19 protein-coding genes and 2 pseudogenes are annotated in these 24311 nt (G+C 73.0%); 7 read left to right on the forward strand and 14 right to left on the reverse strand.

The genetic code is table 11. From position 1 onward, the window contains the following. Positions 1 to 4: 4 nt before the first annotated feature. Positions 5 to 784, forward strand: a complete 780-nt coding sequence (locus MRBLMG1_RS04305; RefSeq protein ID WP_367821022.1) for a metallophosphoesterase family protein — start codon at positions 5 to 7, stop codon at positions 782 to 784. 16 nt (positions 785 to 800) lie between these two features. On the opposite strand, the gene MRBLMG1_RS04310 is transcribed toward MRBLMG1_RS04305, so the two are convergent. From MRBLMG1_RS04310 to MRBLMG1_RS04320, 3 genes are all read right to left on the reverse strand, one after another. Further along, entirely contained in the window at positions 801 to 1253 is a 453-nt protein-coding gene (locus MRBLMG1_RS04310; protein WP_367820868.1) for an iron chaperone, read from the reverse strand. Between the two features lie 164 nt (positions 1254 to 1417). Beyond that, on the reverse strand, positions 1418 to 2344 hold the full coding sequence (locus MRBLMG1_RS04315; protein WP_367820870.1) for an adenosine kinase: 927 nt from the start codon (positions 2342 to 2344) through the stop codon (positions 1418 to 1420). A gap of 163 nt (positions 2345 to 2507) precedes the next feature. Then, the gene (locus MRBLMG1_RS04320) at positions 2508 to 3356 is read right to left on the reverse strand and encodes an SDR family NAD(P)-dependent oxidoreductase (protein WP_367820871.1); all 849 of its coding nucleotides are present in this window, start codon (positions 3354 to 3356) and stop codon (positions 2508 to 2510) included. A 103-nt stretch (positions 3357 to 3459) separates the two neighbouring features. Here MRBLMG1_RS04320 and MRBLMG1_RS04325 point away from each other — a divergent pair, with 103 nt between their 5' ends. Beyond that, the gene (locus MRBLMG1_RS04325) at positions 3460 to 4149 is read left to right on the forward strand and encodes a CGNR zinc finger domain-containing protein (protein ID WP_367820872.1); all 690 of its coding nucleotides are present in this window, start codon (positions 3460 to 3462) and stop codon (positions 4147 to 4149) included. On the opposite strand, the pseudogene MRBLMG1_RS04330 reads toward MRBLMG1_RS04325, so the two are convergent. Next, positions 4092 to 4756 (reverse strand): annotated as a pseudogene (locus MRBLMG1_RS04330) (GlxA family transcriptional regulator); the annotation flags it as partial. The gene MRBLMG1_RS04325 and the pseudogene MRBLMG1_RS04330 sit on opposite strands and share 58 nt — an antisense overlap. Position 4757: 1 nt before the next feature. Between MRBLMG1_RS04330 and MRBLMG1_RS04335 the strand changes: the two are divergent. Beyond that, a pseudogene (locus MRBLMG1_RS04335) lies at positions 4758 to 5707 on the forward strand (NADP-dependent oxidoreductase). Positions 5708 to 5781: 74 nt separating this feature from the next. Here the strand turns inward: MRBLMG1_RS04335 and MRBLMG1_RS04340 are convergent. Then, complete coding sequence (locus MRBLMG1_RS04340) at positions 5782 to 6483, reverse strand: beta-glucanase (protein WP_367821024.1); 702 nt, start codon at positions 6481 to 6483, stop codon at positions 5782 to 5784. Positions 6484 to 6742: 259 nt separating this feature from the next. Between MRBLMG1_RS04340 and MRBLMG1_RS04345 the strand changes: the two genes are divergently transcribed. Genes MRBLMG1_RS04345 through MRBLMG1_RS04355 form a run of 3 tightly spaced genes read left to right on the forward strand, consistent with a single transcriptional unit; the run spans position 6743 to position 9894 of the window. Beyond that, positions 6743 to 8413: an FAD-dependent monooxygenase gene (locus MRBLMG1_RS04345; RefSeq protein WP_367820874.1), complete on the forward strand. Its 1671-nt coding sequence runs from the start codon at positions 6743 to 6745 to the stop codon at positions 8411 to 8413. A 33-nt stretch (positions 8414 to 8446) separates the two neighbouring features. Then, entirely contained in the window at positions 8447 to 9160 is a 714-nt protein-coding gene (locus MRBLMG1_RS04350) for a TetR/AcrR family transcriptional regulator (RefSeq protein ID WP_367820876.1), read from the forward strand. A 56-nt stretch (positions 9161 to 9216) separates the two neighbouring features. Continuing rightward, on the forward strand, positions 9217 to 9894 hold the full coding sequence (locus MRBLMG1_RS04355) for a hypothetical protein (RefSeq protein WP_367820877.1): 678 nt from the start codon (positions 9217 to 9219) through the stop codon (positions 9892 to 9894). 76 nt (positions 9895 to 9970) lie between these two features. Here MRBLMG1_RS04355 and MRBLMG1_RS04360 read toward each other — a convergent pair whose 3' ends face one another. From MRBLMG1_RS04360 to MRBLMG1_RS04380, 5 genes are all read right to left on the reverse strand, one after another. After that, positions 9971 to 11539, reverse strand: a complete 1569-nt coding sequence (locus MRBLMG1_RS04360; RefSeq protein WP_367820879.1) for a pectate lyase family protein — start codon at positions 11537 to 11539, stop codon at positions 9971 to 9973. Positions 11540 to 11731: 192 nt separating this feature from the next. Next, a complete protein-coding gene (locus tag MRBLMG1_RS04365; RefSeq protein WP_367820880.1) occupies positions 11732 to 13168 on the reverse strand; it encodes a DEAD/DEAH box helicase in 1437 nt (478 codons plus the stop codon). Positions 13169 to 13382: 214 nt separating this feature from the next. Further along, positions 13383 to 13586, reverse strand: a complete 204-nt coding sequence (locus MRBLMG1_RS04370) for a cold-shock protein (RefSeq protein ID WP_033201600.1) — start codon at positions 13584 to 13586, stop codon at positions 13383 to 13385. 229 nt (positions 13587 to 13815) lie between these two features. Next, positions 13816 to 14601 carry a DUF817 domain-containing protein gene (locus MRBLMG1_RS04375; RefSeq protein ID WP_367820882.1) on the reverse strand — a complete coding sequence of 262 codons (786 nt, stop codon included), beginning with the start codon at positions 14599 to 14601 and terminating at the stop codon, positions 13816 to 13818. Between the two features lie 215 nt (positions 14602 to 14816). Continuing rightward, on the reverse strand, positions 14817 to 16262 hold the full coding sequence (locus MRBLMG1_RS04380; protein WP_367820884.1) for a glyceraldehyde-3-phosphate dehydrogenase: 1446 nt from the start codon (positions 16260 to 16262) through the stop codon (positions 14817 to 14819). Between the two features lie 144 nt (positions 16263 to 16406). On the opposite strand from MRBLMG1_RS04380, the gene MRBLMG1_RS04385 reads away from it, so the two are divergent. Further along, positions 16407 to 19472, forward strand: a complete 3066-nt coding sequence (locus MRBLMG1_RS04385) for an AfsR/SARP family transcriptional regulator (RefSeq protein WP_367820886.1) — start codon at positions 16407 to 16409, stop codon at positions 19470 to 19472. Positions 19473 to 19570: 98 nt separating this feature from the next. Here the strand turns inward: MRBLMG1_RS04385 and MRBLMG1_RS04390 are convergent, their stop codons facing one another. The 4 genes from MRBLMG1_RS04390 to MRBLMG1_RS04405 all read right to left on the reverse strand — a co-directional run bounded on the left by MRBLMG1_RS04390 (position 19571) and on the right by MRBLMG1_RS04405 (position 23962). Next, complete coding sequence (locus MRBLMG1_RS04390; RefSeq protein WP_367820888.1) at positions 19571 to 20038, reverse strand: helix-turn-helix domain-containing protein; 468 nt, start codon at positions 20036 to 20038, stop codon at positions 19571 to 19573. A gap of 186 nt (positions 20039 to 20224) precedes the next feature. Beyond that, a complete protein-coding gene (locus MRBLMG1_RS04395) occupies positions 20225 to 20881 on the reverse strand; it encodes a GNAT family N-acetyltransferase (protein WP_367820890.1) in 657 nt (218 codons plus the stop codon). Positions 20882 to 21007: 126 nt separating this feature from the next. Further along, on the reverse strand, positions 21008 to 22039 hold the full coding sequence (locus tag MRBLMG1_RS04400) for a serine hydrolase domain-containing protein (protein WP_367820891.1): 1032 nt from the start codon (positions 22037 to 22039) through the stop codon (positions 21008 to 21010). Positions 22040 to 22210: 171 nt separating this feature from the next. Then, a complete protein-coding gene (locus MRBLMG1_RS04405) occupies positions 22211 to 23962 on the reverse strand; it encodes a VanW family protein (RefSeq protein ID WP_367820893.1) in 1752 nt (583 codons plus the stop codon). Positions 23963 to 24311: the final 349 nt, after the last annotated feature.

Consider the following 24311-nt stretch of genomic DNA (forward strand, 5'->3'; position numbering starts at 1 on the left):
AGCGATGGTGCGGGTGGCGGCGGTGGGGGACATCCATCTCAGTTCGGACTGCCGGGGGTTGCTCCGTCCTTCGTTCGAGACGCTGCCGCTCTGCGCGGACGTCCTGCTGCTCGCCGGTGACCTCACCCGGCACGGCACGGTGCCCGAGGCCGAGGTGGTCGCGGGGGAGGTCCGCGACCTGGGGGTGCCGGTGGTGGCCGTCCTGGGCAACCACGACTACCACGGGGAGCGCGAAGCGGACGTCACGCGGGTCCTCACCGACGCGGGGGTGACCGTCCTGGAGGGCGAGAGCGTGATCCTGCCGGTGGACGGGGGGAAGGTGGGCGTCGCGGGCGTGAAGGGTTTCTGCGGCGGGTTCGCCGGCCGCAGCGCCGGGGAGTTCGGCGAACGCGAGATGAAGGAGTTCGTCCGTACCTCGCGCCGGGGTGCCGAGGGTCTGCACCGGGCCCTGACCGGGCTGTCGGCGGGCGACTGCGGGGCGAGGATCGCCCTCACCCACTTCGCGCCGGTGCCCGACACCCTGGCGGGGGAACCGATCGAGATCTACCCGTTCCTGGGGAGCTACCTCCTCGCGGAGGCCATCGACGAGGCCGGCGCCGATCTCGCGGTGCACGGCCATGCCCACCTGGGCACCGAGCACGGGATGACGGCCGGCGGGATCCGCGTGCGCAACGTCGCCCAGCCCGTCATCGGCGCGGCGTTCGCGCTGTACCACCTTCCGATGGTCCGCCCGGGCGGGCGCCGGGAGGAGTCGCGCGGGACCGTGGTCCGGGCGCCCGCCTGACCTGCTGGGCGATAGGTCAGCTCACCGCCTGCTTCACGAGGGCGCCGATGCGCTCCTCGACCTCGGGGGTGACTTCGGTGAGGGCGAAGCCGGCGGCCCACATGGTGCCGTCGTCGAGCTTGGCCTGGTCGCTGAAGCCGAGGGTGGCGTAGCGGGCCTTGAACTTCTCGGCGCTCTGGAAGAAGCAGACGACCTTGCCGTCGAGGGCGTAGGAGGGCATGCCGTACCAGAGCTTGGGCGCGAGGACGGGGGCGTGGGTGGTGACGACGGCGTGGACGCGCTCGGCGAGGACGCGGTCGGAGTCCTGCATTTCGGCGATCTTGGCGAGTACGTCTCGTTCGGCCTCGGCGGCCTTGTCGGCGCGGGAGCTTCGGCGGGCGGCCGACTTCTGCTCCTTGGCGTGGTCCTTCATCGCGGCCCGCTCCTCGGCCGAGAACCCCTCGTACGTGCCGCTTTCGGTCTTGCCCATGGCGGAGTGCCCCCTTGAGGGTAGTGGCGAACGGGATCTTGAGACGGGACTGTAGCCCGGGGGATCGTCGTTTCACCGTCATAACGCGCTGGTTCCACCATAGTTGTCGTATCTCCTGCCGAATCCTTACGGTTCCGTTCGTCAGGATTCGAGGTGCCCGGCCGTCATCGCCCGCTCTCCGCAAGGCCGTTCAGCGCGGCGGCCTCGCGGAGCAGCGCGGTGCGGTCGATGGCGTCGGTGCCGGTGGCCGGCACGGTGCAGGCGAAGGCGCCGGCGATGGAGCCGTAGAGCGCGCACCGGTCGAGGGGCTCACCGGTGAGGCGGCCGAAGAGGAAGCCGGCGGCGAAGGCGTCGCCCGCGCCGTTGGAGTCGACGACCGGCTCGCGGGGCTCCACGGCGGGCACGTGGACGAGCCCGTCCGCGCTGAGCAGGTACGCGCCTTCGGCGCCCGCCGTGGCGATCACGACCTCGGCCCGGCCCCGCTCCAGGATCCGGTGCATGGTCTTCTCGCGGTCCGCGAGCGCGGTGGTGGATACGAACACGAGGTCGGCGCCGTAGGCGAACGGCTCGTGGTAGGGGTTCTCGCCGTCCCAGTCGTGCAGGTCGGTGGAGATCGTGAGTCCCGCTTCTCTCAGCTGAGGGAGGGCGAAGGCGCACGGGTAGGTGAGGGAGACGTGCGCGTGCCGGCTCACCGCGGCCAGCGAGCCGACGAGCTCCTCGGGCAGCCGGTCCGACTCCTGCGAGCGGCTGTCGTCGTAGAGCGAGAGCCGCCGGCCGTCGGGTCCCACCAGGTTGACCGCCCGCTTGGTGCCGCCGGGCAGCGGCACCTCGGTGAAGGCGATGCCCCGGTCGCGGTGGAAGGCCCGCAGGAGGTCGCCCGGCGGGTCGTCGCCGATCATGTCGAGGTGGTGGGTCCGCAGCCCCAGCGCGCTGAGGCCGAGCGCCACGAAGTCCCCGGTCTGCCCGGCCCGCGTCTCGATTCCCGGCCGGATCATGTAGCTGTCGGCGTAGGGGAGCGGGAGCTCGGGAACGTACACGATCGTGTCGACGCCCGACCCTCCGAGGACGAGGACGTCGTACTCGCTGCTCATCGCTGTTCCTCTCGTACGAGGGAGGAGGCGACCGGCCCCGCGCGCGCGAGGGCGCGTCGGGGACCGGTAACCCCCTCTGATCGCTGGTGAGTCAAGCAGCCGTCGACACCCGTCGGCAAGATCTTGCTGAATGTTTCAGCAAGGGTCGCGACGTGCCGTCCGGCTACGCGTCGACGGCGTCGGTCACGTGCCGCCAGTCGTCCAGGTCCGCGATGCGCGCCTCCAGAGCGGGGCGCATGCCCGCCGTGCTGGAGGTGCCGAGGGCCAGGCGCAGGGGAGGGTTGGGGCTGTCGACCGCGGTCCGGATGCCCGCGGCGATCCGTGCCGCAGCGGAGAACGCGGACGCCGGAAGCTCTCCGATGCCCTTCTGGACCTCGCGGACGGTCCGGTCGTAGTCGCCCAGGCCGGTCGCGACGTCGAGGTTGGCGAGGAAGGGGGTCGCGGTCATCCCGGGCTGGATGATCGTGACCTTGATGCCGAGCGGTGCGACCTCGGCCGCGAGCGCGTCCGAAAGTCCCTCGACCGCGTACTTGGTGGCGGCCAGCAGGCCCACGCCGGGATGGGCGGACTGCCCGTAGACCGACGAACCCTGGAGGACGTGCCCGGACCGCTGGGCGCGGAGCACCGGCAGCGTCGCGCGGAGCACGTTCAGCACGCCGAAGACATTGGTGTCGAACACGGCGCGGGCCTGCGTGTCGGAGGCCTCTTCGACGGCTCCGAACAGTCCGTATCCCGCGTTGTTGGCCACGACGTCGATGCGGCCGAACCGCGCGAGCGTGCCTTCCACCGCGTCCCGGACGGCTCGCTCGTCGCGTACGTCCGCCCGGAGGAGGAGCAGGCGCTCGCGGTGCGCTCGCGCCAGTTCGTCCAGGGAGGAGGTGTCGCGGGCGAGTGCCGAGACGCTGTCGCCGTTCTCCAGTGCCTGGAGCGTCAGTTCGCGGCCGATGCCGGACGTCGCGCCGGTGATCAGCCAGGTGCGGGCAGGGGTCTGGGGGTTCGATGCTTCGTTCATGTTGCGACCGTAAGCCGTTAGCTCGCAACGAGTCAATCGAGATCAACGGCGATGTTGCCCGCTAGTCGGATTAGCACTGCCCGTGCTGATGTACTGTGGAGGGATGATCACTGCGGCATCCGGATCCCCCGAACCCAGCCCACGGACCGTCACGCCGACGGTGGAGACCGTCCTCGCGTTCGTGAACACGCGCGCGGACGGATCGGGGCGCCGAGAGGCGTTCGGAGACGGGGACGCGTTCGCGGAGTGGCTGGCGGAGCACGACGAGTTCGGTGGCGAAACCGTCGCGACCGACGCCGACGCCGCGGTCGCGCGCGAACTGCGTGATGCCCTGGTGACGGTGCTGCTCGCGCACTCGGGCGATGAGGAAAGCCTGGGTGAGCCGCTACTGCGTGCCGAGCGGCACCTGCGACGTGTGGGTTCGCTGTACCCGCTGGCGACGGTGGTCACGGCCGGCGGTGCGGAGCTGGCCTCGCCGCAGGAGGGGGTGCCGCGCGTGTTCGGAACCGTACTGGCCGCGGTGACGACGTTCGCGCAGAGCGGCGACTGGGGGCGCGTCAAGGCGTGCCGGAACCCCCCGTGCCACTTCGGTTTCCTCGACCGCACCCGCAATGGGGGAGGGCTGTACTGCAGCACCGGCTGCGGCTCCCAGGTGTCCATGCGCAAACACCGCCGGCGGCAGCGCGAGGGCGGCGACGGCGGCGGGGGCGCCACCGCCTCCGTTCCTCCGGTTTCTCAGACGCCCGCCACCTCGGGCTCCGGCGTCACGCCGCCGCGGAAGGTCCGGCGGTAGGCGAGCGGGGTGACGCCGATGGCGGCGTGCAGGTGCTGGCGCAGCGAGGTGCCGGTGCCGAACCCCACCTGACCGGCGATGTCGTCGACGGGCAGGTCGGTGGACTCCAGGAGGTCCCGGGCCCGCGCCACCCGCTGCTGGATCAGCCGGCGCCCCGGGCTCATCCCGACCTCCTCGTCGAACCGCCGCGCGAAGGTGCGCAGGCTCATCCGCGCGTGCGCGGCGAGTTCGGTGAGCGTGAGCGGTCCGCGCAGGTTCCCCAGGGCCCACTGCCGGGTCCCCGAGGTGTCGTTCGCCGTGGCCTCGGGCACGGGCTGCTCGATGTACTGCGCCTGTCCGCCGTCGCGCCACGGCGGCACGCACATCCGCGCCACCCGGTTGGCGACGGCGGCGCCGTGGTCCTTGCGGACGAGGTGGAGGCAGACGTCCACCCCCGAGGCCGCGCCCGCCGAGGTCAGCACGGATCCGTCGTCGACGAAGAGGACATCCGGGTCGAGGGCGATCTCCGGGTACCAGGAGCGGAGGTCTCCGCGAGCGCCCAGTGCGTCGTGGCGGGACGGCCGTCGAGCGTGCTTGCGCCGGCGAGGACGAAGGCGCCCGTGCACACCATGCGCGCCATCAGCCAGGACGTCCACGGAGCCCCCGAGGTGCTCAAGGAGACCGTGCTGCCGCGGCCCGAGCCGGGCCTGAACCAGATCCTCGTCGCCGTCCGCGCGGCCGGCGTCAACCCGACCGGCTGGAAGCACCGTTCCGAGGGCCTCTTCCTCGCCGACCGCTTCCCCCTGGTCCTCGGCTGGGACGTCTCCGGCGCCGTCCAGGCCGTCGGCTACGGCGTGACGATGTTCAAGCCCGGCGACGAGGTCTTCGGGATGCTGCCCTACCCGTACGGCGTCGGCTCCCATGCCGAGTACGTGACCGGCCCCGCCCGCGCCTTCGCCCACAAGCCGGCCGGCATCGACCACGTCCAGGCCGCCGCCCTCCCGCTCGCCGCCCTCACCGCCTACCAGGCCTCGTCGACACCGCCCGGGTCGCCCCCGGGCAGCGCGTCCTGATCCACGCCGCCGCCGGCGGAGTCGGCCACCTCGCCGTCCAGATCGCCAAGGAGCGCGGCGCGTACGTCATCGGCACCGCGAGCGCCGCCAAGCACGACTTCGTCCGCTCCCTCGGCGCGGACGAGGTGATCGACTACCGCACCATCGACTTCGCCGAGGCCGTCCGGGACGTCGACATGGTCCTCGACCCCCTCTCCGGCGACACCCGCGTCCGCTCCCTCGACGTCCTGCGCTCCGGCGGCGTCCTCGTCTCGCTACTCCCCGGCACCGACCCGGACGAGCCGGCGAAGGCCGCCGCGCGGGGAGTCCGCGTCGAGACCCTCCTCGTCGAGGCCGACCACGCCGGCATGAACGCCGTCGCCGCCCTCGCGGAGTCCGGCGCCCTGCGCGCCCACGTCGAGGCGTCCTTCCCGCTCGCCGAAGCCGCCAAGGCCCACGCCCTCGGCGAGACGGACCGCACCACCGGCAAGATCGTCCTCGTCGTGTCGGGCGAGGACCGCGGCTGACCCGACGCCGACGCCGCCGCGGCTGCCGGGCCGGGGTGACCCGCCGCCAAGGGGCGCGCTACGTCGCTACGTCGCTAGGTCGTTCGCTGGAGCGCACGCCCGGAGCGCGCCGGGAGGGAGCGCGTCCGGTAGACGCGCAGCTCCGTCACCTCGTACGACATCTCCCGCGTCTCCGGGTCGGGCGCCGGGTGGTAGCGGCCCGCGCAGACCGAAAGGTTCACGATCAGATACGCCCGCCAGGCGCGCCCGACCCCGCGACGGTCGTCGAAGACCCGCACGCCGTTGACCCACCAGACGACCGAGCGGGCGCCGAGCTCCACCCTGAGGTCGACCCACGCACCCGGCCGGACGGCCGGGTCCCGGAAGAAGTGGTAGCGCCCCCTGACCCGGTTCGAGAGTTCGAGGAGGTCCGGGTTGTCGGGGTGGTACTCGAAGACGTCGACCTCCTGTCCGCCGTCGAGCCAGGTCCAGATCGCCGGCCAGGCGCCGGTCTCCACCGGCAGCCGCACCCGCGCCTCCAGGACATCGCCGGCGCGGACGGTGAAGCCCTCCCGGCTGCCCTCCGTCGTGAGCAGCCCGGCGTCCCAGTCGCCGTCCGGGCGGGCGGTCGCCCGGAAGACGCCCGTGCGGCTGTACGCGGGATCCTCCACCAGGTGGTCGAGCTTGTTGTCGCCGTGGTTGGTCGGCCCGCCGTCGGGATAGGCCCACGAGCGGCCGGCGACCCACTGGTCGGTGGAGGAGAAGTCCGCGTCGAGCACGAGGTCCCCCGGGGGCAGGACGGGTGCCGTCCTGTCCGGACCGGAACCGCCGCCGCGTCGCAGGAGCCGGTCGAAGAGGTCGGTCAGCACGGGCCACGCTCCTTTCGCGCGGGCGTCCACAGGCCCGCGGGCGATCCGTCCCACTTTCCGCCGCGCGCACCGTGATTGTCCGCGCTTGGCGAGAAGTCGCCACGGGCACCCTCGAGCTTTTTTCGGATACGCTGTATCCATTAATGACCCGCGTCCCGAGACTCCGGGGACCGACGAGAGGAGCGGAATGAACGAGCACTCCACCACGCACGCCGACACCGAAACCGACACCGAAACCGAAACCGACACCGATTCCCGCACCGGCCCAGGCGCCGGCACCGATTCCCGCACCGACACCGACACCGACACCGACACCGACGTGATCGTCGTCGGCGCCGGACCCGTCGGGCTCGCCCTCACCCTCGACCTGGCCCGCCGCGGCGTCGCGGTCCGGCTCCTGGAGCGCGACGCGACGAGGTTCGAAGGCTCGCGCGCCAAGGGCGTCCAGCCCCGCACCCTCGAAGTGCTCGACGACCTCGGCCTGGTCGGCGCCGCCCTCGCGGCGGGGAGCGCGTACCCCCCGATGGGACTCCACCTCGGCCCCTACACCAAGACATGGCGGATGCACGCCACCGCCCCGGAGGGCGCGGGCACCCCGTACCCGGACGTCCTCCTGCTCCCGCAGTACGCCACGGCCGACCTGCTCCGCGCCGCCGTCGAACGGCTCGGCGTCCGTGTCGAGTTCGGCGCGCGGGCCGTCGGGATCACTCAGGACGACGACGCCTGCGCGGTACGCCTGGCCGACGGCCGACTCGTCACCGCCCGGTACGTCGTCGGCGCCGACGGCGGCGCCAGCGCCGTGCGGAAGGCGGCGGGCATCGCGTTCGAGGGCACCACCGACGAGGCCGACCGGATGATCCTCGTGGACGGCGCCGTCGACGGCCTCACCCGCGACCGCTGGCACGTCTGGCCCCGCGCCCGGGGACGCAGCGTCGCGGCCTGCCCGCTGCCCGGCGGCGACCGCTTCCAGATCATGATCAGGACCCGGCCGGGCGAGGCCGCCGACGCCCGGGACCTCACCGACGGCGCCCTCGCCGCGCTCTTCCGCCGCCGGGTCGGCCGCTCCCTCACCCTGCGCGACATCAGCTGGTCCTCGGTCTTCCGGCCCAACATCCGCCTCGCCGAGGGCTACCGCGAACGCCGGCTCCTGCTGTGCGGCGACGCCGCCCACGTCCACACCCCCGCCGGCGCGCAGGGCCTCAACACCGGCGTCCAGGACGCCCACAACCTCGGCTGGAAACTCCAGCAGGTCCTCGCCGGCGCGGACGACGCGCTCCTCGACACCTACGAGGGCGAGCGCCGTCCCGTCGCCGCCCAGGTCCTCGGCCGCTCCACCGAACTGTACGAAGGCCTGCGCCGCCCCCGCCCGGGCAAGCTCACCCGGGGCCAGGACGAACACCAGCTCGGCATCTCCTACTTCGGCGGCCCGCTCGCCCCCGCCGACGCACCCGGCACCACGACCCTCCGCCCCGGCGACCGCGCCCCCGACGCCCCCCTGCCCCACCCCACGCCCACCGCGCGCACCCTCTTCGACCTCTACCGCGGCCCGCACTTCACCGCCCTCGCCTTCGGCGCCCGCGCGGCCGCGGCCCTGGACCGCCTCCCGTGGCCGACCGTCGGCGCCCCGCTGCGCCGCCACGCCCTGCTCACCCGAACCACCGCCCGAACACCGGACGAAGCGGCCCTGCTCACTCCCTACGGCATCACCGGGGACACCGTCCTGATCGTCCGCCCGGACGGCCACGTCGGCGCCGTCGCCCCCGTGGACGAGGCCGGCGACGTGCGGCTCCCCACCGCCTTCGGTCCGCGCGCCACCGGCGGGTACGGTGTCCAGCGCACCACTGACGGCCGCCGCTAGGGCGGGTCCGCACCGCGAGAGAGAGCCCCACCCATGGCCGCCACCCCACCACCCCCCGGCAGCCCCGCGTGGTGGGCCGCGCGCCCCGCGCCCGCTCCCGTGCCGGAGCGCCGGCGCGGCCGGCCCGCGCTCGACACCGCGCACATCGTCGGCGTCGCCCTGCGCCTCGTCGACGAGCACGGCACCCAGGCTTTCTCCCTGCGCCTGCTCGCCGAGGCCCTCGGCTCCGGAACCGCCACCCTCTACCGGCACTTCGAGGGCAAGGACGAGATCCTCGCGTACGTCGTCGACCGCGTCCTCGGCGAGACCGTCCTCGGCGACCTCGCCGACCTCGCCGACTGGCGGGAGGCCCTCACGGTCACCGCCCACCGCTTCCACGACACCCTGCGCCGCCACCCCCACGTCCTGCCGCCGCTCATGGCGCAGGTGCCCGTCGGCCCCCACGGACTCGCCCAGCGCGAACGGGTCCTGGCCGCGCTCCTCGCCCACGGCCTCCCGGCGGACCTCGCCGCCCGGGCCTTCACCGCCGTCACGCACTACGTCATCGGCTTCACCGCCCAGCAGTACGGCCCCGCGGCCGCCCCCGACGACGGCCCCCGGCTCGCCGCCTTCTACCGCGAGCTCGACCCGGCCGCGTACCCCGCGCTCCACCAGGCGGCCCGGACCCTCACCTCGGTTCCCGTGGAAGAGGAGTTCGCGTTCGGGCTCGGCCTCCTCGTCCACGGACTCGCCCACCTCCACCCCTGAGCCCTCGCGGGGAGCCGCCGGCGCAACGGTCGCCGCCCGGCCTCGTTGATCACGCCATGAACCATGTCATCGCCCGGCGGCGCCTCCGCCTCCTCAGCACCACCGTGGCCGCCCTGATGCTGTCGGTCGCGGGCGCGCAGAGCACGTACGCGCACTCCGACGCGCGCGACTGCCCGGCTGCGGAGATCTTCGCCACCGACAACGCCGCGATCATCACGGACCCCGACGACCCCCGGCTCGACACCCGTCTGGTGCGCTTCGGCCGCGAGGTGCGCGAGATCGTCCGGGCCCACGGCGCCCGGCCCGGCCGCTCGGAGCTCCTGGACGGCGTCTTCTGGTCCGGCGAGCTGAAGCAGGCCACGTACGAGCGCTCGCGCGAGTTCGACGTGAACAGGGTGGGCCGCGACGGGCTGCACCACATCGCCGGAGTCATCGCCAAGCGGTACGAGCAGGAGGCCGTACTCACCTTCCGCTGCCTGCCCCGGACGTCGCCCGAGACCGACGCCGTGGAGATCGAGGTCCCCGGCGTCACCCCGAGGGCCCTGCGCGAGGCGCTCGTCGCCGACCCGGAGGCCCGTGAACGGCTCGGCGGCGGATCGGTCACCCTCGACGGCCGGCTGATCCTCGTCGCCCCCGTCGCGGACCTGCCCCTCGCCCGTGCCTTCACCGCCGAGCTCGGCGCGGACTGGGAGCGGGCCGAAGTGCGTTACGGGGACCGGGAGTTCGTCAGCTGATCCGTCCGGCGGCAGGAAAGGGCCCGCCGGGCCCGGGGAATCCCGGACCCGGCGGGCCCCGTCGCTCGCGGGGCTGTCAGGCGTACGTCTCGAACTCGGCCACCTGGGGTGTGCCGGTCGAACCGGTGATCTCGAAGGTGATCTTGCTGAGGGTGGTACGGCCGAAGGTGATGACCCCGGCTCCGCTGCCGGAGGTCAGGACGGCGCCCGTGTCGGCGTCGAGGACGCGCCAGGAACCGATGCGGCCCGCGGCGCCCGCGGTCTCCTTGACGGCGATCGTGGAAACGGACGTGGGGGAGCCCCACTTGATCGAGACGGATCCGGTCGAGCCGGCCGGCGACCAGTAGGTGCTCAGGCTGCCGTCCCGTACGTTCCCGTAACTCGTCCCGTCGGCCTTGCTGGAGCCGTCGGACCCGGCGCCGATGCTGAGGTTGGTCCCGCTGGGCGGGCTCGTGGTCGGCGGTGTGGTGGGCGTCGTCGCCGTGGGTGTCGGGGTCGTGGGGGTCGGAGTGGGGGTCGGTGTCGGCGTTGGGGTCTGCGGCGAGCAGGCGCCGTCCGACACGAGCAGGCCCTTGCCGGCGCCCGCCGTCCGGCTGACGATGCCCGGTACGCAGCCCGCCGGGTCCGGGGTGAAGGCGTACGGGATGGCGACGGTGGTGTTGGACTGCGGGTCGGGACCGGCCGGGTTGTTCTCGCTCCCGCGGCTCGACCAGGTGACGTTGTCGTAGATGTTGCCGCTGACCTGCCAGTACCCGGCGGCGTCGGTGTAGAAGGTGCCCAGGACGTCCTTGGAGTCCTCGAAGTAGTTGGCGTCGACCCTGGCGCGGGCACCCGCCCGCGAGTTGATGCCGGATTCGTTGAGGCTCAGGTAGTGGTTGTTGTACATGTGGGCGGTGCCGCCGCGCAGCAGGGGAGCCCGGGAGTCGATGTTCTCGTACAGGTTGTGGTGGTAGGTGATGAAGCTGTTCGACAGGTCGGTCTCACTGGAGCCGACGAGGCCACCGCGGCCGGAATTACGCAGAATGCTGTAGGACAGGGTCACGTACTGGGTGTTGTCCTTCATGTCGAAGAGGCCGTCGAAGCCCTCGGACTCGCCGCCCGAGGCCTCCAGGGTGGTGTGGTCGACCCAGACGTTGCGGACGGTGCTCTCCATGCCGATGGCGTCGCCGCCGTTGGAGACGGGCGAGCCCGACTTCTTGACGTTCCGGACGGTCACGTTCTGGATGACGATGTTGCTGGCGTCGCGCAGGTGGATGCCCAGCTGGTCGAAGACGGCGCCGCTGCCGACCCCGACGAGGGTGACGTTGCTGATCTGCTTGAGTTCGATCACGCCTGCGGCGGTGTTGCAGCTGGCGCCCGACACCTTGGCGGTGTTCGCGTGGTTGATCGTTCCTTCCACCTCGATGGTGATCGGCGTGCTGCTGGTGGCCCGGCCGCACAGGGCCGCGTGGATCGCGGTCCCCGTGGTGGCCCGCACGGTCTGCCCGCCCGCGCCGCCCGTCGTGCCGCCGTTCTGGGTCGCGTACCCGGTGACGCCGCCGGTCGCCGCCGACGCCTCGGGCATCGTCAGCACCACCCCGGTCACGGCCGCCAGGGCCATCGTCGCCAGCGCCGCGTGGAGTCGCGGTGCGACTGGTCGTCTCATCCCTCGCCTTCCTTTTCGTCAGTGTTCACCTGAAGGGAGAAAGCGCTTTCTGTCCGCGACGATAGGGTGCCCTCCGGGGGCTGGCAAGGCTCCGCGTTGTGGCGGAATCGTGTCGAAGATCGACGGGCCGCGTCCGGCGGCCGCTACTCCGCGCAGGGGTGCCGGGGGTCAGCGGCGTCCCGCCGGGGCGGGTCAGCCGCCGCGGCGGATCCGCGCGGCCTGACGGGCCTCGGCGGTCTTGCGGGCCTCGGCGGCACGGCGCGACTCGTTCTTGGCGCGGCCGGGCCGGCCCGGGACGGTGCCCATGCCGCGGAAGGCCGCGCCACCGCGCTTGGTGCCCTCCTGTGAGGGCGCGGCGCCGTCGACGGGCACGCCGGACGGCGTCCGGGCTCCGGTGATGCGGCTCAGTTCGGCCTCGCCCGAGCGGACCTGGGTGACCTGCGGGCGGATGCCCGCGTCCGCCATGAGGCGGGCCACGTCCTTGCGCTGCTCGGGGGTGACCAGGGTGACGACGAGACCGGACTCACCGGCACGCGCGGTCCGGCCGCCGCGGTGCAGGTAGTCCTTGTGGTCGGCCGGCGGGTCGACGTTGACGACCAGGTCGAGCTCGTCGACGTGGATGCCGCGGGCCGCCACGTTCGTGGCGACCAGGACCGGGACCTCGCCGCTCTTGAAGCGCGCGAGCGTGCGGGTCCGCAGCGGCTGCGACTTGTCGCCGTGCAGCGCGGCCGCCTGTACGCCGCTGCCGAGCAGGTGACGGGTGAAGCGGTCGACGGAGGCCTTGGTGTGCAGGAACATGATCACGCGCCCGTCGCGGGCCGCGATCTCCGTGGCGGTGGCGAACTTGTCGGCGCCGTGCACGTGCAGCACGTGGTGCTCCATGGTGGAGACGGTGGCGGCCGACGGGTCGACGGAGTGGACGACCGGGTCCCGGAGGTAGCGCTCGACGACGAGGTCGACGTTGCGGTCGAGAGTGGCCGAGAACAGCATCCGCTGGCCGTCGGCGTTCACCCGGTCGAGCACCTCGGTGACCTGCGGCATGAACCCCAGGTCGGCCATCTGGTCGGCCTCGTCCAGGACCGTGACGGTCACCCGCTCCAGACGGCAGTCCTTGCGCTCCACCAGGTCCATCAGCCGGCCGGGCGTCGCCACGACGACCTCGGCGCCGTCGCGCAGCGCGGTGGCCTGCCGGCCGATCGACATGCCGCCCACCACGGTGGCCGTGCGCACCTTCAGGGCGCGGGCGTACGGGTCGAGCGCGTCCGTGACCTGCTGGGCCAGCTCGCGGGTGGGCACCAGGACCAGGGCGAGCGGCTTGCGGGCCTCGGCACGGCGCCCCGCGGTGCGCGCCAGCAGCGCCAGGCCGAAGGCGAGGGTCTTGCCGGAGCCGGTCCGGCCGCGGCCGAGGACGTCGCGGCCCGCGAGGGCGTCGGGCAGGGTCGCGGCCTGGATCGGGAACGGCGTCGTGACGCCCTCGCGGGCCAGCACGTCGAGGACCGCGGCCGGCAGGTCGAGGTCGGTGAACGCGGCGACGGCGGGGAGCGCCGGGGTGACGGTGGACGGTGACGCGAATTCGTCCTTCGGCGTGGAGCCGCGGCGCGTCCTGTCCGTACGGGGGGTGGTGTTCATGGGGGACCTTCCTCGAAACGGTGCGCTTCGAGGAAATTCGCGACGGGCCGCGGCCCATGAATCACCAGAACGTACCGAACGCCGATTGCGTACGGATCCGGCCACGCCGACGGGGTGGAGAACGGCGTCCGGTCCGTGAAAAGCCGGGAAAAAACAACGAGCCGGGGCCCTCACCTCGAAGGTGAGGGCCCCGGCTGCGTCGGACGTGTCAACGTCAGGCGGGGAGGATGTTCTCCGCCTGGGGGCCCTTCTGGCCCTGCGTGACGTCGAAGGTCACCTTCTGGCCTTCCTGGAGCTCACGGAAGCCGGAGGTGGCGATGTTGGAGTAGTGGGCGAACACGTCCGGGCCGCCACCCTCCTGCTCGATGAAGCCGAAGCCCTTTTCGCTGTTGAACCACTTCACGGTGCCAGTAGCCATGTCAAATCTCCTTCGGGGCGTAACCCGGAATACCGCACTGTGCGGATCCCGGCGTCGCCGTGATGATTGCCCCGTCCGGAAAACTGCACCGAAAACACATAAAGTGCCTGACGATGTCTCCATCGTCGAAGGCACTCATAAGTTCTTTGGGAACCACAACTGCAACTGCTGTCGACTGTAGCACGTCGTCCGCCCGGGTGCCACGAACACCCTTGCGGACGGGAATTGCCTATTCGCGGGCCGGGGCCGACGCGAGGAGGTTTCCGGCTCGGTGCGCCGTCAGGACGAAGGTGACCGTGGTGAGGAGGGCCCAGGCGCCGAACTTGGCGAGGGACACCGGCTGCCAGCCGTCCAGTTGGTCCGGGTAGCTCCAGGCGCCGACGTACGTGGCCGCGTTCTCCGCGACCCAGAGGAAGAAGCCGATCAGGACGAACGACAGGGCCAGCGGCATCCGGTGGTCGTGCGGACCCACCCGGAACCTCACCCAGGTGCCCGCCGTCGCCGCGAGCAGCAGCGCGGCGAGGAGCCAGCGGACGTCGGGCAGCCAGTGGTGGCTGAGGAAGTTCACGTACACGGCGCCCGCGAGGAGAGCCGTCAGCCGCGGCCGGTAGCCCGTGATCCGCAGGTCGAACAGGCGCCAGGCCCGGCAGACGTAACTGCCCAGCGCCGCGTAGAGGAACCCGCCGTAGAGCGGGACGCCCCCGAACTTGGTCAGCGCGTCCTCCGGATAGCTCCACGAGCCCATCCGCACCTTGATCAGCTCGAAGAGCAGGCCGACGGCGTGGCAGCCGGCGATCACCGCGACGTCCCGGCCGGTGTCCCAGCCGACCCGCCACGCCACGACGGTGAGCCCGATCCCGTACACCAGGAGCAGGTCGTAGCGGGCGACGGGAAGGTCGGGCAGCAGCGTGGACGCGGCGATGCCGCCGACGAGCGCGACGGCGAAGGCGCAGCAGCGCACTTCGAGGACCGTGAAGCGCAGGAGCTGGCGCATCCCGTTCGTGAGCGTGTTCATGGCGGGAGGGACGCCGGAGCGGCCCTGGTCGGTTCGCCGCGCGGGCGTCCCGAGGCTGTCGCCGTGCGGCCGGGCGCGGGGACGCGCGCCCGGCGCCCGCCCGGAGGCGTTCGCCGTCCGGGCCGTCCCGGAAGACGCCCCGGAACACGCCGGAGCGCCGCACCCCCGTCCGGGGGTGCGGCGCTCCGGCGTGCTGTGGTTCCGTGGTGCGGGGATCAGACCGCCGGGACCGGGAAGGTCGGGTACTCCACGCCGGAGACGTGCTGGACGACCCGGATGACCTGGCACGAGTAGCCGAACTCGTTGTCGTACCAGAGGTAGAGGATCGCGTTGTCGCCGTCGACCTTGGTCGCGCCGGCGTCGACGATCGACGCGTGGCGCGAGCCGACGAAGTCCATCGAGACGGCGTCGGGGGCCGTGGTGAAGTCGATCTGGCGCTTCAGCGGCGAGTGCAGCGAGACGTCGCGGAGGTACTCGAGGACCTCTTCGCGGGTGGTCTCGCGGCCCAGGCGCAGGCTCAGGATCGCGATCGAGACGTCCGGGACGGGGACGCGGATCGAGCTGCCGGTGATCGGGGCCTTCAGGTCCGGCAGGGCCTTCGCGACGGCCGAGGCGGCACCGGTCTCGGTGATCACCATGTTGAGCGGCGCGGAACGGCCGCGGCGGTCGGCCTTGTGGTAGTTGTCCAGGAGGTTCTGGTCGTTCGTGAACGAGTGGACCGTCTCCACGTGGCCGCGCAGCACGCCGTACTCGTCGTCCATGGCCTTCAGCGGCGGGACGATCGCGTTGGTGGTGCAGGAGGCGCAGGACAGGATCTGCTCGTCCGGCTTGATCGTGTCGTGGTTCACACCGTGCACGATGTTCGGCACGTCGCCCTTGCCGGGCGCGGTGAGGACGACCTTGTCGATGCCGGGGCGCAGGTGCTTGGAGAGGCCCTCGCGGTCCCGCCACTTGCCGGTGTTGTCGATGAGGATGGCGTTCTCGATGCCGTACGCCGTGTAGTCGACCTCGGAGGGGTCGTTGGCGTAGATCACCTTGATGGTGTTGCCGTTGGCGACGATGGTGCTGTTCGCCTCGTCGACCGTGATGGTGCCCTGGAACTGGCCGTGGATGGAGTCGCGGCGCAGCAGCGAGGCGCGCTTCACGAGGTCCTGGTCGCCGCCGCCGCGGACGACGATCGCGCGCAGGCGCAGACCGTTGCCGGAGCCGGCCTTCTCGATGAGGAGGCGGGCGACGAGGCGGCCGATGCGGCCGAAGCCGTAGAGGACGACGTCGCGTCCGTCGCGGCGCTCGATCTTGTTCTCACCGATGGCGCCGGCGACGGCCTCGGCGGTGAACTCGGCCACGGTGAGACCGCGGTCGTCGGTCTTGTAGTCCGCGGCGAGCACGCCGATGTCGATCTGGCACGGGCCCAGGTCGAGGGTCGTGAGCGTCTGGAGGAAGGGCAGCGTCTCGGTGACCGAGAGCTCCTCGCCGTCGATCTGCCGGGCGAAGCGGTGGGTCTTGAGGATGCTGACCACCGACTTGTTCACCAGGGAGCGGCTGTGGACCAGGACGGTGACGTCCTGCTCCCGGTGCAGCTTCCCGATGATCGGGATCATCGACTCCGCGATCTCCTCGCGGTTCTTCCAACTGGTGAACGAGTCGTCATTGACAGTCACAAGATTATCTTTCGAGCTAGGCGGCGCTCATATGGTAACCCCCGGCCGGTTTGATCAATCAAGGGGTGCCGAACCGTACGATGGGACGCGTCGGGATCCGCCGCAGTCAGGCGGCTCGCCTACTGATGCGGGGGCACGGTGGTCGTGAAGTTCGGGGTGCTGGGATCGCTCGTCGTCCACGACGGGACGGAGGCGCGACCGGTGAGCGGCCCGAAGGTCCGCGTCCTGCTCGCCGCCCTGCTGCTCCAGGCAAACCGCACGGTGTCCCGTGACGCCCTCAAGGAGGCGCTCTGGGGCGCGGCCGTGCCCGCCAGCGCCGACGCCGCCCTCGCCAACCACCTCACCCGGCTCCGCAGGGTCCTGTCCGCCGCGGACGGCGGCGCCGAGGAGCGCCTGCAGACGGTGGCGCCCGGCTACCGGCTGCTCGTCCACGACGGCGAGCTGGACGCCGACGTCTTCGAGGAGCGGGTCAGGGCCGTGCACGACGCGCACCGGCGGGAGGACTGGGAGGAGGTCCGGCGGCAGACCGCGCTCGCCCTTCCGCTGTGGCGCGGCACGCCCCTGGCGGACCTGGCGCCCTTCTCCGGCGCGGAGGCGCCCGTCCTCCGGATCCACCGGCTCGCGGAGGCGCGCCTCCAGGCCCTGGAGTGGAACTTCGACGCCGAACTCCGCCTCGGTCTGCACCACGAGGCCGTCGGCCCGCTCACCACCCTGGCGGCCGAGCACCCGCTGCGGGAGGAGTTCCACGGACTGCTCATACAGGCCTTGCACCGGTCCGGCCGCCAGGCCGAGGCCTTCTCCACGTTCCAGCGGCTGCGCCGGAGCCTGGTCGACGAGCTCGGCACGGAACCGGGCGCCGTCGTCCAGCAGGCCCACCGGGAACTCCTGGCGGGAGAGCCGGCGCCCCGCCCCGAAACCGGGCCGGCCCCGTCGGCGGCCGCCGAACCGCCCCGACCACCGTTCCAACTTCCCTGCGAGGGAGGAGCGTTCACCGGCCGGGAGGCCGAGGTGGCCCTCGTCCGGTCGCTGCTCGGCGTGGACGACACCAGGGGCCGCGAACCGTCCGCGAGCCCTGCGGAGAACGGGAACGGCGAGGCCGCCCGCGGCGCTGGCTCGCCCGCGATCGGTGGGGCGCCGCGGAGCCCCGTACCGACCGCGGTCCCGATACCCCGCCAGGGACACCCGTCCCGGCCCGTGTACGTCCGACCCGTCGTGATCTCCGGCATGGGCGGCGTCGGCAAGACTGCCCTCGCCGTCCACGTGGCGTACCGGCTCCGCGAGGAGTTCCCGGACGGCGCCCTCTACGCCGACCTGCGGGGGTACTGCAGCCACGGCGCCCGCACGGCCCACGAGCTGCTCGCCCGCTTCCTCTCCGACCTGGGCGTGCGCCACGAGGCACTGCCCGACGACACCGACGACCGGGCCCTGCTGTTCCGGACGGCCCTCGCCGAGCGCCGCGTCCTCCTGGTCCTCGACAACGCGCGCGACGCCGCCCACGTGGCACCGCTCCTCCCGGCCGGCGGACCGAGCGCCGCGCTGATCACCAGCCGCCAGCTCCTCGCCGACCTGCCGGACTCCGTCAGCGTCCCGCTGTCCCCGCTGTCACCGGCCGACCAGCACGCGCTGCTCGCCAAGCTGGCCGGCGCCGACCGGGTACGCAGCGAGCCCGAGGCCCTGGCCGACATCATGGCCGCCTGCGGAGGCCTGCCGCTCGCCCTGCACATCGTCGGCGGCCGGCTCGCCTCCCGGCCCCACTGGCCCCTCGCGCTCCTGGCCCGCCGGCTGACCCCCCACCAGGGGCGCCTGGAAACCCTCTCCATGGGGACCTTCGACGTCCAGCGGACCTTCGCCATGAGCTACGTGGCCATGCGCGACAGCCACCGCCCGCTGGAGCGCGAGGCCGCCCGCGCCTTCCGGATCCTGGGCCGGGTGTGGTCGGCGCACCCCGTCACCCCGCAGTCCGCCGCGGCCCTGCTCGACCTCACCGAGGCCCGGGCCGCCGCCGTCCTCGACGTCCTGGCCGACGCCCACCTCGTCCTCAACCCGGAGCCCGACCGGTACGTGCTCCACGACCTCCTCGGCGAGTACGCGTCCCAGCGCGGCGACGAGGAGGACCCGGAGGACGAACGCACCGCGGCCGTCCTGCGGCTGATCGCCTGGTACGTCGCGGCCCTCGCCGAGGCGACCCGCACGGCCACCAGGGAGACGCAGTCCCCGCCGCCGCTCGACGGCGAGGCCGGCACGCCCCTGTCGCTGCCCGTGTTCGCCGACGACGACGAGGCCATCCGCTGGGCCGCGAGGGAACTCCCGGCCATCCGGGACGCCCTCGACCACGCCGGGGAGGCCGGCCGCTCCGACATGGCCTGGCGGCTCGCCGTGGGGCTGTTCGGCTACGCCAGTACCCACTGGTGGACCAGGGAGTGGGACGCCTGCCTCGCCCAGGCGATGGACATCGCCCGCGCCCACGACGACACGCTCGGCCAGGCCTGGCTGCACCGGCGGATGGCCGTCGCCCACGGCATGGCCTTCCGCAACGACGCCTGCCTGGAGCACCTGCGCATCGCCCTGGAGCTCTTCACGGCCCGCGGCGACCGGGACGCCCAGGCGTCCATCCTCGGCAACATCGCCTCGCTGTACATCCAGATCGAGGACGCCGAGCAGGCACTCGTGCACGCCGAACTCTCCCGCGACCTCTACCACGCCACCGGCAACACGCGCGGGGAGGCGCTGCTGCTCAGCAGGATCGCCGACGTCCGCAAACTGCGCGGCGAGGTCGACCTGGCGGCCGCCGACTACCGGCGGGTCATCGAGCTGCTGAGGGGCACCGGCCACTGGGTGTTCCTGGCCACCGCCCTGACGAACCACGCGGACGTCCTCCGCGCCCTCGGGCGCCGCGACGAGGCGTTCACGGCCCTCGCCGAGGCGCTCGGCATCCGGCACCGCATGAAGGACCTCGGCGGCACGGCCGACTGCCTCGTCTTCACCGCCCGGGCCCACCACCACTTCGGCGAATGGGCCGCCGCCCGCGACACCTGGGAAACCTGCCTCGAACTCGCCCGCAAGCACCACCTGACCCGACGGATCGAAGAGTGCCTCGCCGGCCTCTCCGCCCTCCCCGAGACGATCCACGCCCTACAGGCCACCCGCCCCGGCCCCGCCGTACCCGACACGCCCTGCACCTCGGGGACGTCGGGCGGACGCCGCCTCTAGGCGGCGTGCGGTGCGACGCGGCAGCGGTCGAGGCCAGGGCCGTCCGCGCGCACCCCGGCCGCAGGCTCAGCGGGGCCCGGTCGCCCGGCAGGCGGTGTTCATCGCGTTCCCGACGAGGCGGCCCGCGCCACCGCGGCGGTGAGGACGGTGCCGATCAGCATTCCGGCCGCCGAGGCCAGGGCGAGCGTGCGGAGGTCCGCGGGGGCGAGCCGGGTGGGCGGTGCCGTCCGGGGGAACGGAGCGTGCTCGGGGGCGTGTTCCGGTGCGGTGGAGGTCGGGGAGCAGGGGCCGCAGGGTCCGGGGTCCAGCAGGCACAGGTCCAGCTGGGCGAGGAGGGGTTCGGGGTCGTGTCCGGCGGCGCGGGCGAACTGCTCGATGACCAGGCGGGTCGGCTGCTGCTTCTGGTTGAGGAACCGCTCCCACGAGGAGCGGCTGTAGTGGGTGCGCTGCGCCAGGCCCGCGTAGCTGAGCTCGGAGTTCTCCTTGATCCGCCGCATGTCCTCGGCCAGCCGGTCCCACGGGTTCCGCTCGCCGGCCCTGCGCTGCGTGTCGCTGTCCGTCTTCATGGCCTGCTCCTCCGGTTGTGCGTCGAACTCGCCTCCGACGATTGTCGAACCGGGCTCCAACCGCGGATCAACGGATCGCCAACGAGCCTCCAACAGCCGTCCCGGAGCACGCGGGACGCCCCGGGACGCTCGGGTCGCGCCCGCCCGGGTGGCCCGGCGGTCCGTCCCGGGCGGTGTCCCGGGCCGTCAGGCCGGGTCGGGGACGGCTGCCGCCGCACGGCGTTCCCGGATGTCGGCGAGACGGCGCTCCAGGGCGGCGCGGCGGTCGGGCCACTCCTCCGTGATGATCGAGAAGACGGCGGAGTCGCGCAGTCGGCCGTCCTCGCCCGGGGCCCACGAGCGGGCCGAGTTCCGCAGGACGCCCTCGAAGGTCGCGCCGACGCTCTCGATGGCGGCGCGCGAGCGGGCGTTGCGGGCGTCGGTCTTGAGGTCCACCCGGGCCACTCGCCAGGTCTCGAACGCGTGCCGGAACAGCAGGTACTTGGCCTCGGCGTTGATGCCGGTGCCCTGGGCGGAGGCGGCGAGCCAGGTGAAGCCGACCTCGATCGCGCAGAGCCCCTCTCCGTCGGGCCACGGGCGCGGCTCCCAGAACGAGGTGGCGCCGACGACCCGGCCGGTCGCCACGTCCACCTGGACGTAGGGGGCGAGCCTGTTGTCGGCGGCGCGGCCGAGCTGCGTGTCGATGTACGCCCCGACCTCCTGCCGACGCGGCACCCACGTGAAGCCGTACGAGTCGCGCTCCTCCTCCGCGGCGTCGGCGAGTCCCGCGGCGTGGTGGTGCCCCAGCGGCTCCAGGCGCACGAACGCGCCTTCCAGAACCGGCCCTTCCAAGGTGAATCGCATCGATGTGCACTCCGTACGCGTCGAACCCGTCAAAGATCGTCCAGCCGGGGTGCAGCGTGGCAGAGCGGCGTGCGCGCGAGCACCTCATTTCCCGGCGGGGACGGGGGTGGGGCGGGGGAGGGGCGGTCAGGGGAAGGCGAGGCCCCGGAAGACGTCCCGGACCCGGGCCAGCGGGCCCGGGTCGCGGGTGAGGTAGAGGCGGTTGGTGAGCAGGACGGCCCAGCGGCCCCGGGTCGGCGACACCCACAGGGCCGTACCCGTGAAGCCGAAGTGGGCCCAGACGTCGTCCTCGGGTTCCGTGCCAGGCGCCGGATGCCAGAAGAGCCCGCGCGGCGGGACGAGCGGGCCCGTGCGGACGCGCAGTGAGGCGGCCGTCCAGTCGGCGGAGAAGACGCCGGGCACCGGGGTGAGCAGATGGCGCAGGAACCGGCCGATGTCGGCGGTGGTCGTGAAGACCCCCGCGATCCCGCAGGCGCCGCCGAGGAGCCGGGCCGAGAAGTCGTGGACGGTGCCCTTCAGCCGGGTGCCGCTCTCCTCGTCGTACTCGGTGGGCGCGCACCGCTCCCGCGCCGCGGCGTCCAGCGGCCCGAACCGGGTCTCCGCCATGGCGAGCGGGTCCCAGATCCGCTTCCGCGCGAGCCGGGGGAGCGGCTGCCGGGTGAGGTGCTCGGCGAGGTAGCCGAGGATCAGCGCGGCCCGGTCCGTGTAGGCGACGGCCTCGCCCGGCCGGTGCCGCAGCGGTTCGGCGAGGACGCCGTCCCGGACGTCCTGCGGGTCGGAGCCGTACAGGTGGCGGAGGTTGGCGCGCAGCGGCAGGCCCGCGGTGTGGGTGAGCAGGTCGTGCGCCGTGACCCCGGCGGCGGGCCGGCCGGCGGCCTCGGGCCAGTACGAGCCGAGCGGGGCGGACAGGTCCAGCTTCCCGGCGTCGACGAGGGTGCCGGTGACGGCCCACACCGCGAGGATCTTGGTGAGGCTCGCCACGTCGAAGAGGGTGTCGGCGCGCATCGGTTCACCCGGGTGCGCCGGGTCGAGCAGCCCGACCGCCCCGTACGACCGGGTGGTGAGGGCGTCGCCCGCGGCCCAGGCCGCGCCGGGGGTGACGCCCGCGCGCACGGCGTCGTCGAGGAGCCGTTCGAAGGGGTCGCTGCGCTGTGCCAAGGCCTGCCTCCGACGGGTCGCACGGGGCGGGTCCGTCGGAAGGGGCTGACGGGCCGCTCCGAAGTGATGCCCCGGCGCTGCGGGAAGACACCCTTCCGGAGGTGCGCGTCCCGGGCCGGCGGCGGCTCCGTCCGGGCGTCACCCGGGCTTTCCGCCGACGTCCCCGGGCGGTCAGTCCTTGGTCACCTCGCACGTGACCTCGTCGCGCGGGGTGTAGTGGGTCTTGAACGTCTCGCGCTTCACCTCGGTGCCGCCGTTCTTGAAGACCCGGTCCACCGAGATGTCGAACCCTTCGAGCGGCGGCTGCGGCACGCAGGCCTCGCCGGTGCCCTCGCGCTTCGTGGGCTCCGTGAGGTTGGTGCGCGGTCCGGCGACCGCCTCCACGGAGTCGTACTTCTTCGTCCCGAGGAAGCTCACGGTGACCGAGGAGTCCGTCGCGCCGGCCTGGATGTAGATCGGCTTGCCCGTGTCGTTGCGGAACTTCAGGTCCAGGCTGCCCCAGGCGACCGTGGCCTCGCGGCCGGCCGGGTAGCGCTCGATGTAGAAGGAGTGGGCGCCGTACTCGACGGGCTTCACCCCGGCGAAGAACATGGCGTTGAAGACGGTGGTGGCCATGGCCGACACACCGCCGCCGGGGGCCGACCGGTACTGGCCGTCGAGGATCATCGTGCCGTCGACGAAGCCGTTGTCCGGGGTGCGCTCGCCGACGGTCTTGTTGAAGCTCCACACCTCGCCGGGCTGCACGAGCGAACCGTTGATGAGCTCGGCCGCGCGGCCGATGTTCGTCGTCCGGTAGGGAGCCGCGGGGAAGTTCACGGTGAACGTCGACATCTGCTCGGTGATGCCGAGTCGGGCCAGCGAATCCGCGGTCAGCTCGGGCTGGGTGACCGTGGTGGCCACCGGAGCCGTACGGGCCGCCGCGCCGCTCTTGGCGAGCAGCGGGCGGACGGCGTCGCCGAGGGCCTTCGCGGTCACCTCGTGGCCCGGCCGGCCCTCCGACTCGACGACGACCCTGCCGTCCCGCACCCCGAGGGTGGCCTCCACCGGCGCGCCCGTCAGCGCGGCGAGCGGCCGCGCCACGTCGGGATCGCGCAGCAGCGCCTCCGGGTCGAGGTCGGCGGTGAGCCGGCCGCCCTCGTTCCGCACGGTGAGGTGGTCGCCGAGCGTGGCGGGGGAGATGCGGAGCCGCTCGGCACCCGCGGTGAGCGTCACCGGACCGGACACGGCGGGCTTCGCGTACGTGTCGAGGAAGCGCGACACCTCGGCGGCGGGGAGCTTCGGCTCGGTCACGGAGACGGGCAGGTTCACCGCGGAGGCGCCCGTCGCGGCGGGGTAGGCCGCGCGCAGGGTCTCCACGGCGCGGCCGGTGTCGATCTTCTGCCCCGTCACCGACGGGGTCGCGACGGCCTTGCCGTCGCGGAAGGCGACCGATCCCTCGCGGACCTGCCGGTCGTTCTTCTTCGCGATCTCGGCCACGGCGGCCTTCGCCTTGCCCTCGTCGTAGGCGAGGACGGGGCGGATGTCCCGCTCGCCTGAGGAGAACAGCCGGCCGATCACGGTGATCGGGTCCCTGGCCGGGTCGGCGGCCAGGTCGGCGGTCTTCGCCACGTCCACGGTCAGCCCCGCGGTGGCGGGCGCGACCGTGGACGCGCTGTCGCCGACCTTGACGGGTATCGGCGCGGTCCACGAGGCCGGCGCCTGGTCCGCGAGCCTGGCCCGCGCCTCTGCGCGGCTCATGCCGCCGATGTCGACGCCGCCGACCCGGGTGCCGGCGGATATGTCGTCCCCGGCGGCGACGAGTCCCGCCACGTACAGGCCTCCCGCGGCGACGGCGACCACACCCGCCGCGATCGCCGCCGTGCGGAGGCGGGGGCTGCGCCCCTGGTGGGGCGTCGGGACATGGTCGTTCCTGGAGCGGGGCACACGCTCTCCCGTGGCGTCGAGGAAGGGGGATCTCCACGACGGTACGCCGAAAGGGTGTTTTATGCATATAAGCTCCCTCTGATCCGTGGCGATACGGAGCGGGTCGACGCGCGTGCGGAGCGTCGCCGATCCCCGCTGGACGGGCCGCCGCCGACGAGCCTGCCGCCACTGACGCGACCTGCGCCGACGAGCCTGCCGCCACCCGCGCGACCTGCGCCGACGAGTCCGCGGCCACCCACCGGACCGGCACCGCCGAGCCCGCCGCCGAGCTGTCCGCCGCCACCCGCCCGACGGCGTCGACGTGTCCGACGACACCCACCCGACCGCCGACGACGTGTCCGACACCACA

This window comes from Streptomyces sp. LMG1-1-1.1 (assembly GCF_040815545.1).
Classification (GTDB): Bacteria; Actinomycetota; Actinomycetes; order Streptomycetales; family Streptomycetaceae; genus Streptomyces.